This window comes from Pseudomonas frederiksbergensis (assembly GCF_001874645.1).
Lineage (GTDB): Bacteria > Pseudomonadota > Gammaproteobacteria > Pseudomonadales > Pseudomonadaceae > Aquipseudomonas > Aquipseudomonas frederiksbergensis_B.
The window spans coordinates 1,092,218-1,109,684 of sequence record NZ_CP017886.1; the positions used below are offsets into that span (position 1 = coordinate 1,092,218).

General features: G+C 60.0%; 18 protein-coding genes. 2 read left to right on the forward strand and 16 right to left on the reverse strand.

The window, feature by feature from the left end:
* Positions 1 to 118 precede the first annotated feature (118 nt).
* Genes plsX through BLL42_RS05500 form a run of 3 tightly spaced genes read right to left on the reverse strand, consistent with a single transcriptional unit; the run spans position 119 to position 1,856 of the window.
* Positions 119 to 1,129, reverse strand: a complete 1,011-nt coding sequence (plsX, locus tag BLL42_RS05490) for a phosphate acyltransferase PlsX (RefSeq protein ID WP_071551135.1) — start codon at positions 1,127 to 1,129, stop codon at positions 119 to 121.
* 3 nt (positions 1,130 to 1,132) lie between these two features.
* Positions 1,133 to 1,315 carry a 50S ribosomal protein L32 gene (rpmF, locus tag BLL42_RS05495; RefSeq protein ID WP_003179396.1) on the reverse strand — a complete coding sequence of 61 codons (183 nt, stop codon included), beginning with the start codon at positions 1,313 to 1,315 and terminating at the stop codon, positions 1,133 to 1,135.
* Between the two features lie 13 nt (positions 1,316 to 1,328).
* Complete coding sequence (locus BLL42_RS05500; protein ID WP_008152342.1) at positions 1,329 to 1,856, reverse strand: YceD family protein; 528 nt, start codon at positions 1,854 to 1,856, stop codon at positions 1,329 to 1,331.
* 105 nt (positions 1,857 to 1,961) lie between these two features.
* Here BLL42_RS05500 and BLL42_RS05505 point away from each other — a divergent pair, with 105 nt between their 5' ends.
* Positions 1,962 to 2,540, forward strand: coding sequence for a Maf family protein (locus BLL42_RS05505; protein WP_071551136.1), 579 nt, complete (start codon positions 1,962 to 1,964; stop codon positions 2,538 to 2,540).
* A gap of 133 nt (positions 2,541 to 2,673) precedes the next feature.
* Here the strand turns inward: BLL42_RS05505 and BLL42_RS05510 are convergent, their stop codons facing one another.
* The 3 genes from BLL42_RS05510 to rluC are packed head-to-tail and all read right to left on the reverse strand — an operon-like array spanning position 2,674 to position 5,296.
* Positions 2,674 to 3,663: a S49 family peptidase gene (locus BLL42_RS05510; protein WP_071551137.1), complete on the reverse strand. Its 990-nt coding sequence runs from the start codon at positions 3,661 to 3,663 to the stop codon at positions 2,674 to 2,676.
* A 21-nt stretch (positions 3,664 to 3,684) separates the two neighbouring features.
* Complete coding sequence (locus BLL42_RS05515; RefSeq protein WP_071551138.1) at positions 3,685 to 4,350, reverse strand: HAD-IA family hydrolase; 666 nt, start codon at positions 4,348 to 4,350, stop codon at positions 3,685 to 3,687.
* On the reverse strand, positions 4,337 to 5,296 hold the full coding sequence (gene rluC / locus BLL42_RS05520; RefSeq protein WP_071551139.1) for a 23S rRNA pseudouridine(955/2504/2580) synthase RluC: 960 nt from the start codon (positions 5,294 to 5,296) through the stop codon (positions 4,337 to 4,339). The genes BLL42_RS05515 and rluC overlap by 14 nt, the downstream gene beginning before the upstream one ends.
* 740 nt (positions 5,297 to 6,036) lie before the next feature.
* Between rluC and rne the strand changes: the two genes are divergently transcribed.
* Positions 6,037 to 9,168: a ribonuclease E gene (gene rne / locus BLL42_RS05525; RefSeq protein WP_071551140.1), complete on the forward strand. Its 3,132-nt coding sequence runs from the start codon at positions 6,037 to 6,039 to the stop codon at positions 9,166 to 9,168.
* A 161-nt stretch (positions 9,169 to 9,329) separates the two neighbouring features.
* Here rne and BLL42_RS05530 read toward each other — a convergent pair whose 3' ends face one another.
* The 10 genes from BLL42_RS05530 to pocA all read right to left on the reverse strand — a co-directional run bounded on the left by BLL42_RS05530 (position 9,330) and on the right by pocA (position 17,369).
* Entirely contained in the window at positions 9,330 to 9,929 is a 600-nt protein-coding gene (locus tag BLL42_RS05530; protein ID WP_071551141.1) for a nucleotidyltransferase family protein, read from the reverse strand.
* Positions 9,929 to 12,244: a xanthine dehydrogenase family protein molybdopterin-binding subunit gene (locus BLL42_RS05535; RefSeq protein WP_071551142.1), complete on the reverse strand. Its 2,316-nt coding sequence runs from the start codon at positions 12,242 to 12,244 to the stop codon at positions 9,929 to 9,931. The genes BLL42_RS05530 and BLL42_RS05535 overlap by 1 nt, the downstream gene beginning before the upstream one ends.
* Positions 12,241 to 12,711: a (2Fe-2S)-binding protein gene (locus BLL42_RS05540; protein WP_071551143.1), complete on the reverse strand. Its 471-nt coding sequence runs from the start codon at positions 12,709 to 12,711 to the stop codon at positions 12,241 to 12,243. The genes BLL42_RS05535 and BLL42_RS05540 overlap by 4 nt, the downstream gene beginning before the upstream one ends.
* A 136-nt stretch (positions 12,712 to 12,847) precedes the next feature.
* Positions 12,848 to 13,867, reverse strand: a complete 1,020-nt coding sequence (murB, locus tag BLL42_RS05545; protein ID WP_071551144.1) for a UDP-N-acetylmuramate dehydrogenase — start codon at positions 13,865 to 13,867, stop codon at positions 12,848 to 12,850.
* Positions 13,864 to 14,328, reverse strand: coding sequence for a low molecular weight protein-tyrosine-phosphatase (locus BLL42_RS05550; protein WP_071551145.1), 465 nt, complete (start codon positions 14,326 to 14,328; stop codon positions 13,864 to 13,866). The genes murB and BLL42_RS05550 overlap by 4 nt, the downstream gene beginning before the upstream one ends.
* Complete coding sequence (kdsB, locus tag BLL42_RS05555) at positions 14,328 to 15,092, reverse strand: 3-deoxy-manno-octulosonate cytidylyltransferase (RefSeq protein WP_071551146.1); 765 nt, start codon at positions 15,090 to 15,092, stop codon at positions 14,328 to 14,330. The genes BLL42_RS05550 and kdsB overlap by 1 nt, the downstream gene beginning before the upstream one ends.
* Positions 15,089 to 15,274 (reverse strand): Trm112 family protein, encoded by a 186-nt coding sequence (locus tag BLL42_RS05560; protein ID WP_071551147.1) that lies wholly within the window; start codon positions 15,272 to 15,274, stop codon positions 15,089 to 15,091. Before BLL42_RS05560 ends, kdsB begins: the two co-directional genes overlap by 4 nt.
* A gap of 24 nt (positions 15,275 to 15,298) precedes the next feature.
* Positions 15,299 to 16,309 carry a tetraacyldisaccharide 4'-kinase gene (lpxK, locus tag BLL42_RS05565; protein ID WP_071551148.1) on the reverse strand — a complete coding sequence of 337 codons (1,011 nt, stop codon included), beginning with the start codon at positions 16,307 to 16,309 and terminating at the stop codon, positions 15,299 to 15,301.
* Positions 16,309 to 16,737 (reverse strand): flagellar polar localization protein PocB, encoded by a 429-nt coding sequence (gene pocB / locus BLL42_RS05570; protein WP_071551149.1) that lies wholly within the window; start codon positions 16,735 to 16,737, stop codon positions 16,309 to 16,311. Before pocB ends, lpxK begins: the two co-directional genes overlap by 1 nt.
* A complete protein-coding gene (gene pocA, locus BLL42_RS05575; protein WP_167368554.1) occupies positions 16,734 to 17,369 on the reverse strand; it encodes a flagellar polar localization protein PocA in 636 nt (211 codons plus the stop codon). The genes pocB and pocA overlap by 4 nt, the downstream gene beginning before the upstream one ends.
* Between the last annotated feature and the right edge of the window lie 98 nt (positions 17,370 to 17,467).

The following is a 17,467-nucleotide window of genomic DNA, read 5'->3' on the forward strand; positions in this document are numbered from 1 at the left end:
CCCCTAATGATCTTGTCGTCGGAGAATTAACGTCCTGTACGGCTGGACGCAAGAAACTGACAGTTGGATGGCTAATTGAACTGAGCGGTCACATTTAAGCATTGTCGAGCGAAAATGCCTAAAGCAACAAATCCTCGAGGCGACCGTGAAGCCGCTGCGGCAGGTTCTCCTGAATCTCGATCAAGGCGCGCTGAATGGCACTCTGAAAACCCTGCACACCGGCCGAACCGTGACTTTTAACGACGATCCCCTGCAAACCGAGGAAGCTTGCGCCATTATGTCGCGCAGGCGCCAGATCGGCCTGCAAGCGCCTCATCAGCGGCAACGCCAAAGCCCCGACCATTCTCGATGCCAGGTTCCGCTTGAACAACGCCTCGATCCGCCCGGCAATCATGGTCGCCAATCCTTCGCTGGATTTAAGCAGGATATTGCCGACAAAACCGTCGCAGACCACCACATCAGCCTCGCCACGGTACAAGCCATCCCCCTCGACGAAGCCGATGTAATTCAGACCGCGAGCGTTTTGAAGGAGCGTGGCCGCCAGCTTGACCTGTTGATTGCCCTTGATATCTTCCGTGCCGATGTTCAGCAACGCGACCTTCGGACGAGCAATACCCAAGGCTTCTGCCGCCACCGACCCCATCACCGCGAACTGGAACAGGTGCTCGGCACTGCAATCGACATTCGCCCCCAGATCGAGCAACTGGCAAAAACCGCGCTGTGTCGGGATCGCCGCCACCATGGCCGGCCGATCGATACCCGGCAAGGTCTTGAGCACATAACGCGACAACGCCATCAGTGCGCCGGTATTGCCAGCACTGACACACGCCTGAACCTTGCCATCGCGCAACAGCTCAAGCGCAACCCGCATCGAGGAGTCCGGTTTGCCACGCAAGGCCTGGGAAGGTTTTTCGTCCATGCCAATGACGTCGCTGGCCGGCGCAATGGTCAGGCGCGCGCGATCCACAGCCGACTGGCTGGCAATCAATTCTTCTAAAAGGGAGGGTTGACCGACGAGGGTCAGGTGCAGCGAGGGCGTAGCAGACAGGCAAGCAAGGCTGGCCTGAACAATGCTGCGGGGACCGAAGTCCCCGCCCATTGCGTCAATCGCGATGACTTGAGCGGACAAGGATTACTCGTCAGCGCCCTTGTCGATCACTTTACGGCCACGGTATACGCCTTCTGGCGATACGTGGTGACGCAGGTGAACTTCACCAGTGGTCTTTTCTACGGACAGGGTGCTTGCCTCGAGAGCATCGTGCGAACGACGCATGTCACGGGCGGAGCGGGATTTTTTGTTCTGCTGAACAGCCATAATTGATTAACTCCTAAACGTTTGGGTCACGCTTTAACTGCGCCAATACACTGAACGGGTTGGACCGCGTTACCTCGTCCTCGCTCGGTTCGGGCTCATCGAGACCCGCCGGCTGCTGGCATTCTTCCGGATGATGAGCAGGCACAATGGGCAAGGCGAGCAAAAGCTCCTCCTCGATCAGTGACTGCAGATCCAAAGGATCTTCGCCCAGTTCCAGCACGTCATAACCTTTCGGCAACGACTGGGTATTCGCACCCTCCTTCACCACAGCATAACTGCATTCGCTGTGAATCGGCAGGGTGACCAGCTCAAGACAACGCTGGCAAACCATTTTGACTTCGGTGTCGATAAAACTGTGGATCACCACAGATTTACGTTCATCTCGCTCAAAAACGAATTTAGCCTGCACCGTACCGACAGTGTCGGAAAGCGGGTCGCAGAGTCTCTCCAAATCGGCTAGCAGCATTTCACCTTGAAGGGTGGTGCCACGATCAGCCAATTTGCGCGGGTCAACGTGAGGTGGAATCGGGTCATTCAACATAGGCGCAGCATTATAGGGATGCACCCAGCCATGTCAAAGGAAATTCAGCCCTGTCCGTCACTTGGAAGCCCCGCTAGAATTTACGACTGACTTTTGGAGAGCCGCATGCTGCCTTTATTACTTGCTTCAAGCTCGGTCTATCGCCGCGAATTACTGACCCGCTTGCAACTGCCATTTACCTGCAGCTCACCGGATATCGACGAAAGCCACCAGCCGGGAGAGTCGGCCATCGAACTGGTAAAACGCCTGGCCCATGAAAAAGCCCAGGCTCTGGCCAGCAGCCATACTGCCCATTTGATTATTGGCTCGGATCAGGTCGCCGTGCTCGACGGGCGCGTTATTGGCAAACCCCACACTTTCGAGAAGGCTCGCGAGCAATTATTGGCCGCCAGTGGCGCCAGCGTGACCTTCCTGACCGGCCTGGCAGTGCTCAACAGCCAGACTGGCCACTGCCAGCTCGACTGCATCCCCTTCACCGTACACATGCGCACACTGGATCAGGCGAGCATTGAACGCTATCTGCACGCCGAACAGCCCTACGACTGCGCTGGCAGCTTCAAGGCCGAAGGATTGGGCGTGAGCCTGTTTCAACGCACCGAAGGCCCGGACGCCACCAGCCTGGTCGGCCTGCCGCTGATTCGCCTGGTGGATATGCTGCTGGCAGAAGGCGTGCAGATCCCCTGAAGATCAAAAGATCGCAGCCTTCGGCAGCGCCTACATGGGATCGCGTACAACCGTAGGAGCTGCCGAAGGCTGCGATCTTTTGACTTAAAAAAACCGGCCACGAAGGCCGGTTCTTTTTTTGCATCAAAGAGATTTATCGCAATGCCGGGCCTTGAAAACCCATCCACATGGCCAACTGTTCAGCCACGCTGGCGCCGAGCCTCTTCGAGAAGCGGTCGAACGTCGACTCTTGAATCGTGAAGTCGACCAGCTCTTTCTCGCCGATCACGTCACGCGCCACCGAACTGGCACTGCCCAGACCATCGATCAAGCCCAATGGCAGCGCCTGCTCGCCCGACCAGACCAGCCCGGAGAACAACTCTGGATGTTCCTTGTCTTTCAGGCGATCGCCACGGCCTTTTTTGACGCTGGCGATGAATTGCTGGTGAGTGGTATCCAGTACACCCTGCCAGAACCTGGTCTCTTCAGGCTTTTGCGGCTGGAAAGGATCGAGGAACGACTTATGCTCGCCCGACGTGTAGGTCCGACGCTCGACACCGAGCTTCTCCATGGTGCCGACAAACCCGTAACCGGCCGCCGTCACGCCAATTGAGCCCACCAGACTGGCCTTGTCGGCGTAGATCTGGTCTGCCGCACTCGCGATGTAGTAAGCCCCCGAAGCACCGAGATCGGAAATCACCGCATAAACCTTGATACCCGGATGCAGGGCACGCAGACGGCCAATCTCATCGTAGACATAACCCGATTGCACCGGACTGCCGCCCGGACTGTTGATTCGCAGCACGATGCCCTTGACCTTCGGATCTTCGAACGCCGCGCGCAAACCGCCGACAATGTTGTCAGCACTGGCCGACTCCTTGTCGGCAATCATCCCGGTGACTTCGATCAACGCGGTGTAGCCCGACCCGCGAGTCGCGCTTTTTTCAATATCCATCAGCGGCGTAAAGAGAATCAGCGCGATAAACAGGTAAACAAAGGTCAGCAGCTTGAAGAATATCCCCCAACGCCGCGAACGACGCTGCTCCTGCACACCAGCCAGCAGGGTTTTCTCAAGCAGCTTCCAGCTCTTGTCGTCGCCGCCTTCAGCACTGGCCTTGGCTGGCGCTTTCCATTCGTCGGTCATTCCATCCACCCCGGCAAAAACTTAATTGGCCCGCTGACCCAGCCAGGCGTGCAATTGCGAAAAATGATCAATGGCCAGGCGCGGCTCGAACACGCGCAAGGCTTCCATCGACTGAGCACCATAGCTGACGGCAACCGAATCCATCCCGGCGTTGCGCGCCATCTGCAGATCGAACGACGAATCCCCCACCATCAACGCCTGCTCCGGGCGGACGTCGCAATGGGCCAGAATCTGCTCGAGCATCAACGGGTGCGGCTTGCTGGCGGTTTCATCGGCGGCGCGAGTGATATCAAAATAATCTTCCCAGCCATGGGACTTGAGCACGCGGTCCAGCCCGCGACGCGCTTTGCCGGTTGCCACAGCCAGGTGATAACCCTCAGCACGAAACGCCGCAAGCGACTCGACCACACCCTCAAACAACGGCGAAGGCACGGCCTCCGACGCGATGTAGTGATCCGCATAGTGCTGACGAAACGCCACTAGCTCGTCATCGCCGATCTTCGGGTACAGGGTGCGAATCGCTTCCGGCAACCCCAGACCTATAATGCCTTTGACGGCAAAATCATCGCGCAACTGAAAACCGGACCGCTGCGACGCCACATGCATCGCCTCGACAATCCGACCAATGGAATCAGCAAGCGTGCCATCCCAATCGAAGATCAGCAGCTTGTACTCAGGGTGCGACACTCAGGCGCTCCACGGTCTTGGCCCACATTTCATCGACAGGAGCCTGAAGCTTCAACTCGCCACCATCAGGCAGCGGTACGGTGAGCATGTAAGCGTGCAGGAACAGGCGCTTGCCACCCAGATCACGAATTTCCTTGGAGAAGCCCTCGTCGCCGTACTTGGTATCGCCGGCGATACAATGACCGGCGTGCAGGGTATGGACGCGAATCTGGTGAGTACGGCCGGTCACAGGCTTGGCTTCGACCATGGTTGCGAAGTCGCCAAAGCGGCGCAGCACCTTGAACAGGGTCAGCGCTTCCTTGCCCTCCTCGTCCACTTCCACCATTCGCTCGCCGGAACGCAGATTACTCTTCTGCAACGGCGCTCGAACGCTCTTGATGGAAGTAGCCCAATTGCCGCGAACCAGCGCCATGTAGCGCTTGTCAACACCATCGCCACGCAAGGCGGCGTGCAGATGGCGCAGCATGCTGCGCTTCTTCGCGATCATCAGCAGACCGGAGGTATCGCGGTCCAGCCGATGAACCAGCTCCAGCTCCTTGGCGTCCGGGCGCAATTGACGAAAGGCTTCGATCACCCCGTAGTTCAGGCCGCTACCACCGTGCACAGCAATCCCGGCGGGCTTGTTGATCACGATCAGCGCCTTGTCTTCGAAAACAATCGAGGCCTCGAGGCGCTGCAACAAACCTTGCGCCAATGGCACAGGCTCGTCGCGCTCCGGCACACGCACCGGCGGCACGCGCACAATGTCGCCCGCCTGCAGCTTGTACTCGGGCTTGATCCGACCTTTGTTCACTCGCACTTCGCCTTTACGCAAAATGCGATAAATCAAGGTCTTGGGCACGCCTTTGAGCCGAGCAAGAAGGAAGTTATCAATACGTTGGCCGGCATATTCCGGCGAGACCTCAAGCAGTTGTACGCTTGGAGTCGAGGGGGCAGTAGTCGTCATGCCGCGAATGATAACAATTTTTTATGGAATTGAAGCACTTAATCATTGCTGCTATAGTCGCGAACGCCGCCAAAAGCGGCCTGGACAGAGGACAAACGGCAGATTGCCGGCCCTGACCAACGCAATTCATCAGGACGCGAGGCCGTCCTACGGGGCTTTCGCAACGATTGGAAGGTTCGTGATTGTAACAAGCGCAGGTGACATGAGGCCTGAAGCGAGCGCAGCAACAGAGTAACCACTCGTCTGATGCGCCGATATTTACGGCCAGTTCACAAAGTGCAGTCAGTCCCGAACCAGCCCTTGAGCGAATGCTTCGGAAACAACGCCTGTTACAAGCTGAGTGCTAGCAAAACAGCTCTCACCCAGTCTTGTGTAGCCATGAGCGTGAACTCCCCATTGGAGAACACGGTAAATGCCAACCCGCTGCGGATTCTGCGCGCGGCAGCACCCGAATTATCAGGGATACGTGTAGGGTGGAGATGCACAACCGTCGGACTGTGTAGCACTAGGCTTATATTTAGACGCTTCATCTCGTCCACAGTCGCCGGTTGATTCCTCCTCCTGACTGAGTGCTTAAGTAGCCACAGCAAGCAGGACGCGTACGTCGCGACGCCGACCCAATTGGTCGAACCTCGCTAGACACGGGAGTGGCCAACCACTCCTGACGCACCTGACACCGACCGTGAGAAGTCGTGTGTGCCGAACGCCGTTTCCGGCAGCCCGGAAACCGACGGTACTACATGAAAAGAATGCTGATTAACGCAACTCAACCCGAAGAGTTGCGTGTTGCACTGGTAGACGGCCAGCGCCTCTACGACCTGGATATCGAATCCGGTGCACGCGAGCAGAAGAAGGCCAACATCTATAAAGGCCGGATTACTCGTATCGAACCAAGCCTTGAGGCTGCCTTTGTCGATTTCGGCTCTGAGCGCCACGGCTTCCTGCCCCTTAAAGAAATCTCCCGCGAATACTTCAAGAAAGCTCCTGAAGGCCGCGTCAACATCAAGGACGTTCTGAGCGAAGGCCAGGAAGTCATCGTTCAGGTCGAAAAAGAAGAACGTGGCAACAAGGGCGCCGCCCTGACCACCTTCATCAGCCTGGCCGGTCGTTACCTGGTATTGATGCCGAACAACCCGCGTGCCGGCGGTATCTCCCGTCGCATCGAAGGTGAAGAGCGCAATGAACTGCGTGAAGCCCTGAACGGCCTGGTTGCCCCGGCTGACATGGGTCTGATCGTGCGCACTGCCGGCCTTGGCCGCAGCAGCGAAGAAATGCAGTGGGACCTCGACTACCTGCTGCAACTGTGGACCGCCATCAAAGAAGCCTCGCTGGACCGTTCCGCGCCATTCCTGATCTACCAGGAAAGCAACGTGATCATCCGTGCGATCCGCGACTACCTGCGCCAGGACATCGGCGAAGTGCTGATCGACAGCGTTGAAGCCCAGGACGAAGCCCTGACCTTCATCCGCCAGGTGATGCCGCAGTACGCCAGCAAGATCAAGCTGTACGAAGACAGCGTTCCGCTGTTCAACCGCTTCCAGATCGAAAGCCAGATCGAGACCGCCTTTCAGCGCGTCGTTGAACTGCCTTCCGGCGGCTCCATCGTTATCGATCCGACCGAAGCCCTGGTGTCTATCGACATCAACTCGGCGCGCGCCACCAAAGGCAGCGACATCGAAGAAACCGCTCTGCAGACCAACCTTGAAGCCGCCGAAGAAATCGCCCGTCAGTTGCGCCTGCGCGACATCGGCGGCCTGATCGTCATCGACTTCATCGACATGACCCCGGCCAAGAACCAGCGCGCCGTGGAAGAGAAAGTCCGCGAATGCCTGGAAGCCGACCGCGCTCGCGTGCAAGTCGGTCGCATCTCGCGCTTCGGCCTGCTGGAAATGTCCCGTCAGCGCCTGCGTCCATCGCTGGGCGAAAGCAGCGGCATCGTCTGCCCACGCTGCAACGGCACCGGCATCATCCGTGACGTTGAATCGCTGTCGCTGGCAATTCTGCGCCTGATCGAAGAAGAAGCCCTGAAAGACCGCACCGCCGAAGTTCGCGCACAAGTGCCTATTCCAGTCGCTGCGTTCCTGCTGAACGAAAAACGCAACTCGATTACCAAGATCGAACTGCGCACCCGTGCCCGCATCGTCATCCTGCCGAACGATCACCTCGAAACGCCGCACTTCGAAGTTCAGCGTCTGCGCGATGACAGCCCGGAAGCTCACACCAACCAGTCCAGCTACGAAATCGCTGCTGCCGCTGCTGAAGTGGAAGAAGTTCAACCGGCCGCCGCCACCCGCACTCTGGTTCGCCAGGAAGCTGCCGTAAAAACTGCTCCAGCCCGCGCCAACGCTCCGGTTCCGACCGAAGTCGCTGTCGCCCCGGTTGCTGCTCCGGTCGCCGCCCCCGAGCCAAGCCTGTTCAAAGGCCTGGTGAAGTCTCTGGTCAGCCTGTTCGCCACCAAGGAAGAGCCAGCCGCTCCAGTTGTGGTTGAAAAACCAGCTACCGAGCGTCCGGCACGCAACGAAGAGCGTCGCAATGGTCGTCAGCAGAGCCGCAACCGTAACGGTCGCCGCGATGAAGAACGCAAGCCACGCGAAGAACGCGCCCCTCGTGAAGAACGCGCACCACGCGAACCGCGTGAAGAGCGCCAACCACGCGAAGCCCGTGAAGAGACCCCGGCGGTAGCTCGCGAAGAACGCGCACCACGTGCACCGCGTGAAGAACGCGCACCACGCGCGCCTCGTGAAGATCGCAAGCCACGTGGCGAGCGCGAAGAGCGCCCGGTTCGTGAACTGCGTGAACCACTGGATACTGCTCCAGCCGCTGCCGCTGCTGTCACTGTTGCCGTTGCTGAAGAGCGTCCGGCTCGTCAGCCACGTGAAGAGCGCGCTCCACGCCCACCGCGTGAAGAACGTCAACCACGTGCCGAGCAAGCCGCTGCTGCCGTCGCCGAAGAAGAACTGCCGACCAGCGAAGAACAACTGCTGGAAGACGGTCAGGACAACGCCGAAGGCGATCGTCCACGCCGCCGCTCCCGTGGTCAGCGTCGTCGCAGCAACCGTCGCGAGCGTCAACGCGATGCCAACGGCAACGTGATCGAAGGCTCGGAAGAGTCCGAAACCGGCGAAGAGCCAACAGGCGCTGAACTGGCTGCCGGCCTGGCCGTTACCGCCGCTGTTGCCAGCACTGTGATCAGCGCTCCAGCTGAAGCCCAGGCTCACCAGCAAGCTGAACGCGCTACCGCCGTGGCTCAAGACGCCGCTCAGGAAGTTGCTCAGGTTGAAGCCCCAGTCGTGGAAGCCACTACCCCGGTTGAAGCGCCAGTCGTTCCTGCCGTAGAAGTGGCTCCGGTTCGTGAAGCACAGCCTGAAGTTCACGCGACTGCTGAACCAGCCGTTGTTGTAGAACAACAGCCAGTAGTCGCTGCCGAGCCTGTGGCTGAAGCTCCGGTCACTGAAAAAGCGCCAGAGGTTCGCGAAGAGCAAACCGCGTTCAACTGGGTTGCAGAGACTGCGGCTGTCGAAGCTCCAGCCCCCGTTGCTGAAGTGGTTGCCCCTGTCATTGTGGCTGCCGAACCTGCTCCAGTAGCCGCGCCAGTGGTTGCCGAAGTGGTAGTACCGGTTGTTGAAGCAGCGCCTGTCAGCGCCCTGACCGAAAACGGTCGTGCGCCGAACGACCCACGTGAAGTGCGCCGCCGCAAGCGTGAAGCCGAACGTCTGCAGAAGGAAGCCGAACTGGCTGCCACTGCTGCACCGGCTGTTGCTGCCGAGCCTGCTACCCCAACCATCGACGAAAACCTGCGTTCCGTCGAAGAAGTGGTAGAGCAAAAACCTGAGGCCCTGGAAAAAGAACACGAGCCTAAACCCCTCGTCTGATTCCATCAGCCACTAAAAAGCCCCGCCTGGTAACCCAGGCGGGGCTTTTTTTTGTTCAAAACAAGATCAACAGATCGCAGCCTTCGGCGGCGCCTACGAGGGTACGTCGCAGGCATACAAACATCCTGTAGAAGCTGCCGCAGGCTGCAACCTTGTAATCGTTACGCAAATTTCAACGCCTCTGGCACATCCACATCCCACAACACTCCTGGATCCTCCACCGACACCTCAACAACTTTCGCCGACGCAAACAACGGCTTGGCCCCACGATCACCGGACAACGCCATCAGCGCCGCACCAAACGAACGCCCAAACCCCACCGGATGCCCAAACACGCCGCCCTGCACTGGCACGCTGATGGTATCGACCTCAATCGCCTCAACAATCCGCTCAATGCTCGACGGCAGGATAAACGGCATATCCCCCAGCACCACCAGCCAGCCATCAAGCGCCGCACACGCAGCGACCGCTGCTGCAATGCTGTCCCCCATGCCCGCCGACGCCAACAGCAGCACCTGGCAGCCATAAGCCCGGGCCAGCCGTGCAACCTCTGGACGATCTGAAGTGGTTACCAACAACCGTGTTTCGACACACGCCGGCAGATTGCGCAGCACCTGTTCGATCACCGGCTGCGCAACACCGTCACGCCCTTCGCACAGGGCCATCAACTTGTCCTGATCGGCACCGGCCACTTGCCGATAACGACTGCCCTGCCCAGCCGCGAGAATGATCGCGCCCACCTTCCGGTCAACGCGACTCATCAGGCTTTGGCCTGCTGCCAGCCCTGCAACTGGTAGCGCACCGGCAAACTGCGAATACGCTTGCCGGTGGCGGCGAAGATCGCATTGCACAGCGCCGGAGCGATGGGCGGCACGCCCGGTTCACCGACACCGCCCAGCGGCACGTTGCCCGGTGGCGTGACCAAATGCACCGCCACCTCTTTCGGCGCCAGGGACATGCGCGCCACTTCGTACATGTGGAAGTTGTCCTGCTGGACCTTGCCATCCTTGAAGCTGATTTCCCCCAGCACCGCATTACCCAGGCCCATCACGCAGGCGCCTTCAAACTGCGAGCGAATCCGTTCCGGATTGATCTGCGGGCCGCAATCCACCGCGATATCAGCCTTGTGCACGATCAACGTGCCGTCGTCTTTGACTTCAACTTCGATCACCGCCGCCACGTAGGTGACAAAGCTGTAATGCACCGCCAGGCCCAACCCGCGCCCTTTGGGCAGTTTGCGCCCCCAACCGGCGCCCTTGGCCGCCGCTTCCAGAACGCCACGCAGGCGCGCCGTATCGATTGGATAGTACTCAGGGGATTCGCCGTAATTCCACTCTTCACTCAGGGTTCGCGGATCGATCTGACGGTCCGGTCCCAAGAGCTTGATCTGGTACTTCAGCGGGTCTTGTCCGGCTTTGTGCGCCAACTCGTCGACAAAACTCTGAATCGCGAAACCGTGAGGGATGTTCGACACCGAACGATACCAACCGACCCGGGTATGGGCCGCCGCGTCAGGGTTTTCCAGGCGCACGTTGGGAATCGCGTAGGCCATGTTGGTAAAGCCCATGCCCAACTCGAAGGCCGCTTCGTGATTCATGCCTGGCGCGAACAACGCGGTGATGCTCGGTGCCACGGTACGGTGCAACCAACCGGACGGCATGCCGTCCTTGTTCAGGCTGGCCTTGAGGTATTCCGCCGAGACGGTATGAAAGTACGAACAGTGAATGTCGTCTTCGCGAGTCCATTGCACGCGCACAGCCTTGCCGGGAAATTCCTTGGCCAGGATCGCTGCTTCCAGAATGAAATCCGGCTTGGACTTGCGACCGAAACCACCGCCCAACAAGGTGACGTTGACCGTGACCTTGTCGAACGGAATGCCCAGGCGTTCGGCGATGCGCTCGCGGGTCACTTGCGGGGCCTGACTCGGCGCCCAGGCTTCGCAATGACCGTCCTTGAAACGCGCAATGGCGACCATCGGTTCCATCGGCGACTGCGCCAGATGCGGCAAGTAATAGGCCGCCTCCAGACTGCTGTCGGCGCTGTTCATGGCCTCTTCGATGTTGCCGGTGCTGCGCACCACTTTGCCCGGTTTCAGGGCTGCGGCTTCCAGCTCTTTGCGGTAGGCAATCGAGTCGTAACCGGCATTGGCGCCGTCATCCCACTCGATCTTCAATGCCTCACGCCCTTTAATCGCCGCCCAGGTATTGCTGGCAATCACCGCCAGCCCGCCCAACGGCTGGAACTCCGAAGGCAATGGGCGACTTTCAATCTGGATGACCTTGACCACTCCCGGGACTTTCAGCGCCGCGCTGGCATCGAAGGATTTGACCTTGCCGCCATACACCGCCGGCCGCGCCACGGTGGCGAACAGCATGCCGTCAAAATGCACGTCGGCACCGTAGACCGCGCGACCATTGACAATGTCCGCACCGTCGATAGCCTTGGTTCCTTCCTTACCGATATAACGGAATTCCGACGGCTGCTTGAGCCGCAGGCTGTCACGGGCAGGCACTGCCAGCGCACCCGCAGCGACGGCGAGCTGGCCGTAACCGAGCTCACGCCCGGTTGGCGAGTGAATGACTTTGTGCAATTGGGCGCGGCACTCGCCAACAGGGACTTTCCACTGATCGGCCGCAGCTTGTTCAAGCATCGTCCGTGCGGCAGCACCGCAACGGCGCATCGGCTCGTACCAATGGCGCATGCTGCGCGAGCCGTCGGTGTCCTGGTTGCCGAAGCGCACTTCATCACCCGGCGCCTGCTGGACTTTGACCATCGCCCAATCGGCGTCCAGCTCATCGGCAACCACCATGCTCAAACTGGTGCGCACACCCTGGCCCATTTCCGAACGGTTGCAGACCACTGTCACACTGCCGTCGGCGGCAATACTCACGTAGACCTTGGGATCATCGATCCAGCCGTTGGGCATGCCGGCGGCGCCGAACTTCTTCTCTTCGGCGAACGCGTCCTGCCAGCCCCAACTGGCCGCCAGCACCAGTGCACCGGTGGCGCCAATACCTTTGAGAAAACCACGACGGCTGAGATTACTCAGCACGAAATCATGTGGTAACTGGCTCATGCCGTGCTCTCCTGCAAATGAGTGGAGGCCTGACGGATCGCGGTCTTGATGCGATTGTACGTGCCGCAGCGGCAGATATTGCCGACCACCGCTTGTTCTATCTGCTCATCGCTGGGATTGGGGTTGGTCTTGAGCAGCGCGGTGGCCGACATGATCTGCCCGCCCTGGCAAAAGCCGCACTGGGCAACCGCCGTGTCGAGCCAGGCTTGCTGGACGACCTGGCCGACCGGATCGCTGTGCAGATTGTCGATGGTGCTGACGCCCTGCCCGATCACCGAACCGATGGGTGTGATGCAGCTGCGCGCCGGGGCGCCATCAATATGGATCGTGCAGGCGCCACACAGGCCCATGCCGCAACCGAATTTGGTGCCGCTGTAACCGGCCACATCGCGGATCGCCCAGAGCAGCGGCATGTCCTCGGTGACGTCGAGCTGATGATCTTGACCATTGAGCTTCAGGGTAATCATGGGCACGCCCGCATATGGGTAGGGTTATGGAGCAAATGATTGCATCGTTAGCAGGCTAAGTTAACTCAGCATTAACAAAAAAGCCCTGCAACCAAGGTAGGTCTGCAGGGCTCTGAATTCAGCAGAGGAGCGTAGCTCAATACTGATTCGGCTCCATCTCCAGCTCGACATTGAAGCGCTCGGCGATGTCTTTCTGGATCCGCTGTGCCAGGTTGAGCAGCTCAAGCCCGGTGGCCGTACCGTAGTTGACCAGCACCAACGACTGCAAATGATGCACGCCGGCGTCACCATCACGAAAGCCCTTCCAGCCCGCCTGCTCGATCAACCAGCCGGCCGCCAATTTGACCCGGCCATCCGCTTGTGGATAACCGACCAGCCCCGGATGCTCAAGGCGGATTTGCGCTGCCAGCACGTTTGATACCAGCGGGTTCTTGAAGAAGCTGCCGGCATTGCCGAGCACCGCCGGGTCGGGGAGCTTCTCGTTGCGAATGCTGCAAATCGCCTGACTGACATCGGTCGCGGTTGGATGATCGATGCCTTGCTCGGTCAGGCGCTGACGAACCGGGCCGTATTCCAGATGCAAATGCTCGACGCGGTCCACGGCAAAACGCACCCGCAGGATCAACCAGCGGCCGACTTGCTGCTTGAACAGGCTGTCACGGTAGGCAAAGTTGCACTCGGCCAGAGTGAAATCGCGCAGCTCGCCGGTCTGGCGGTCCAGCGCGGTCAGACCGGCGAACACATCCTTGATCTCGACCCCGTAGGCCCCGATGTTCTGCATCGGCGCGGCACCGACCGTGCCGGGGATCAGGCTGAGGTTCTCAAGGCCCGACAGGCCCTGTGCCAAGGTCCATTGAACAAACGGGTGCCAGCTTTCGCCGGCCTCGGCCTCGATCACGACCTGACGGCCGTTGTCACTCAACACTCGAATGCCACGAGTGGCCATGCGCAGCACCAGCGCTGCAATGTCCGCCGTCAGCAGCAGGTTGCTGCCACCGCCGATCACCAGCAGCGGCACGGCGTGCTCGGCCGAATAAGCCAGCGCCTCGCGCACATCGGCGTCGCTGTGCGCTTCGGCAAACAGTTGCGCACGGACGTCCACGCCAAAGCTGTTGAACGGCTTCAGCGAAACCTGCGATTGCAGCTGCAAAGTCATAAGCGTCCCTTCAATTCAATCACCAGCAAATCGCTGGCGCGTTCGATCAGGCCCAGCACCTGCTCGAAGCCTTGATCGCCGTCGTAATAAGGATCCGGCACTTCATCCACGCTCGATGCATAGCGGCGCAGGAATAGATCCAGCTCTGCCTTGCCCTTGGCCGGTTGCAACGCCTTGAGGTTGCGCAAGTTGCTGTGATCCATGGCGAGGATCAGGTCGTAGCTGGAAAAGTCGGCACGCGTGACCTGTTGGGCGCGCTGCGCTGACAGGTCATAGCCACGGCGCAGGGCGGCGGCCTGGCTGCGTTTGTCCGGCGCTTTGCCGACGTGCCAGTCACCCGTGCCCGCCGAAGCCACTTCGACCTGTTCGGCCAAACCGGCTTCACGCAGTTTGTGCCGCAGCACGCCTTCAGCCGTAGGTGAACGGCAGATGTTGCCCAGGCAGACGAACAGAACCCGCATCAGGCCTCCAGCAGGCGACGAACCCGTTCGAGGTCTTCAGCCGTGTCGACACCCGGAGGCGGTGCAATCAGCGCATCGGCAACGTGAATCCGCACCCCGTGCCAGAGCGCACGCAGCTGCTCCAGACACTCGGTGTTTTCCAGCCAGCACGGGCCCCAGCTGACGAAGTCATGCAGGAAACCGGCGCGATAGGCATAGATGCCGATGTGGCGGCGGTAAGGTACGCCAGCCGGCAGTTGCTCGCAGCTCTTGGCGAAATCGTCCCGCGCCCATGGCAAGGTTGCGCGACTGAACGTCAGCGCCAGGCCATTCAGATCGCTGACAACCTTGACCACGTTAGGGTTGAACAGGGTTTCAATGTCTTCGATCGGCTCGGCCAGGGTCGCCATGCGCGCTTCGGTATGAGCCGCCAGGTTGGCCGCAACCTGATCGATCACACTCGGCGGAATCAACGGCTCGTCGCCCTGCACGTTGACCACGATAGCGTCCGCTGCCAGGCCCAGTTGGCTAGCCACTTCAGCCAGACGGTCGGTCCCGGAGTTATGGTCCTCGCGGGTCATCAGCACTTCAGCGCCAAACGCCTTGCAGGCCTCGACAATGCGCGCATCGTCAGTGGCGACCACCACCCGTTGCGCGCTGCTTTTGCTCGCCTGTTCCCAAACGTGCTGGATCATCGGCTTGCCGGCAATCATTTGCAGAGGCTTGCCCGGCAGACGGGTGGAAGCAAAACGCGACGGAATCACAACGGTGAAGGCAGTGCTCATTTATCCAGACGCTCGTCGGCAGTCAGGGTGCGCGCTTCGCTTTCGAGCATCACCGGAATGCCATCACGAATCGGATAAGCCAGACCGGCGCCTTTGCTGATCAGCTCGGTTTTATCGGCGCTGAGCTTGAGCGGACCTTTGCAGATCGGGCAAGCGAGGATGTCGAGCAATTTGGTGTCCATGAGCATTCCCTGGATAAAAGCGTTTTAAGGCAAAAGACGCGCGGGCAACAGCCGCATCAACTGCGTATCGAACCAGGCCACGAAGGCCGGCGATGGCGCCGCATCGACCGCCAGATACCACCAGTCGGCGGCCGCGAAGGTTCGGCATTTCACCGCATCCTTCTCGGTCATCACCAACGGCAGTGGCGGTGTGAAATTCAAGGCCGCCGCGCTGTACTCGGCGTGGTCGGCAAAAGCATGTGCAACAGGCTGCCAGTGTAGCGTTTCAAGGGTGTTGAAGAAACGTTGCGGATTACCGATTCCGGCCACCGCGTGCAGGGCCTGGCCAGCGGGGAAATGCTCAAGCGAGCGGCGTTCGCCCGTCAGCAGGTTGACCAGCGCGGTCGGTTGCAGCTGGAAGGCAAAGCCGTCGTCTCGATCTGCCGTGGCGCCGTTGTAGAGCAGCGCATCAACGCTTTGCAGGCGTTCGACCGGCTCTCGCAGAGGGCCCGCCGGCAGGCAGCGTTTATTGCCCAGTCCGCGTGCGGCATCGATCAGCACCAGCTCAAGATCGCGTGCCAGACGGTAATGTTGCATGCCATCGTCAGACAGAATCAGATCCAGCGGCTCGGCGGCCAGCAGTGCCTGCACGGCTCGACTGCGATCCGGATCGATCATCAACGGCACGCCAGTTCGCTGGACGATCAACAGCGGTTCGTCGCCAGCGATGGCTGCGCTCTGCCCGGCGTCGACCCGCCAGGGCAGTTGCGGCGGTTTGGCGCCATAACCACGGCTGACCACGCCAACCCGCAGGCCGCGGCGCTGGCAGTGTTCGATCATCCACAGAATCAACGGCGTCTTGCCGGTACCGCCGACGGTAATGTTACCGACGACGATCAGCGGGACGGGCGGCTGGTAGATCCCGCCCTCGCCAGCCAGAAACCGTTCGCGCTTGGCCGTGACCACGCGCCGGTACAGCCATTCCAGTGGCTGCAATAGTTTCAGTGCCGGATGACCGGCGTACCAGGCGGCGAGCAAACGATCGGACATGGCCATCAGGGCGTCGGCGCCGCCTCAACGGTGGTCATGCGCAAGTGCGTGAAACCCAGCTTGCCCGCGGCATCCATCGCGGTGATGACCGCCTGGTGCTGGGTTTTGCCATCGGCGCTGATGGACAGCGGCGCGTTAGTGTCACCATTCGACTCTTTCTTCAAGGCGTCGATCAGGCTGGCCAGATCGTTCTTCGGCAACAACTGGTTGTTGACCGAGAACACCCCGTCGGCGCTGATGGCGATATCCAGTTGCTTGATCTGCTGATCTTCGGCGGGCGACCCGCTGACGGCTTCCGGCAGATCGACGCGCAGCTGGGTTTCACGGGTAAAGGTGGTAGTCACGACGAAAAACAGCAGCAGGACAAACACCACGTCGATCAGCGACACGAGGTTGATGTCCACGTTCTCCCGTTGCTTGCGGCGGAATTTCACGCTTTGCCCTCAGCCAGATCGACGTCACGGTCGCCCTGCACCACTTCAACCAACTTGATGGCTTCCTGCTCCATGCCCACAACAAGTTCATCGATCCGTCGTTGCAGGAACCGGTGGAAGAACACCGACGGGATACCGACAATCAGACCCGAAGCCGTGGTGATCAAGGCTTTGGAAATACCGCCGGCCAGCACCGCAGCGTTGGTGGTCATGCCCGTGCCCATGAACGAACTGAAGATATCGATCATGCCCAACACCGTGCCGAGCAGCCCCAGCAACGGCGCCATGGCGGCGATGGTGCCCAGCGCGTTGATGTAGCGTTCCAGCTCGTGGATCACCCGGGCAGCGGCCTCTTCGATGCACTCTTTCATGATCTCGCGACCATGCCTGGAGTTGGCCAGGCCCGCCGCGAGGATCTCGCCCAACGGCGAGTTGGCGCGCAGTTCCTTGAGTTTTTCTTTGTTGAGTTGCTTGTCCTTGATCCAGACCCAGACCTGCCCGAGCAAGTGCTCCGGGGTCACACGGCTGGCCCGCAGGGTCCACAGACGCTCGGCAACGATCGCCATTGCCGCGATGGAACTCAGAATGATCGGCAGCATCATCCAGCCGCCGGATTTGACCAATTCCCACACAGTGACAGTCCCCTCGAAAAAGTCCGCCACTTTAACATACAGACTCGACATAGAGGCCCGGCACACCGCAGACCGTGCGTCGCATGGCGGGCCGCGTT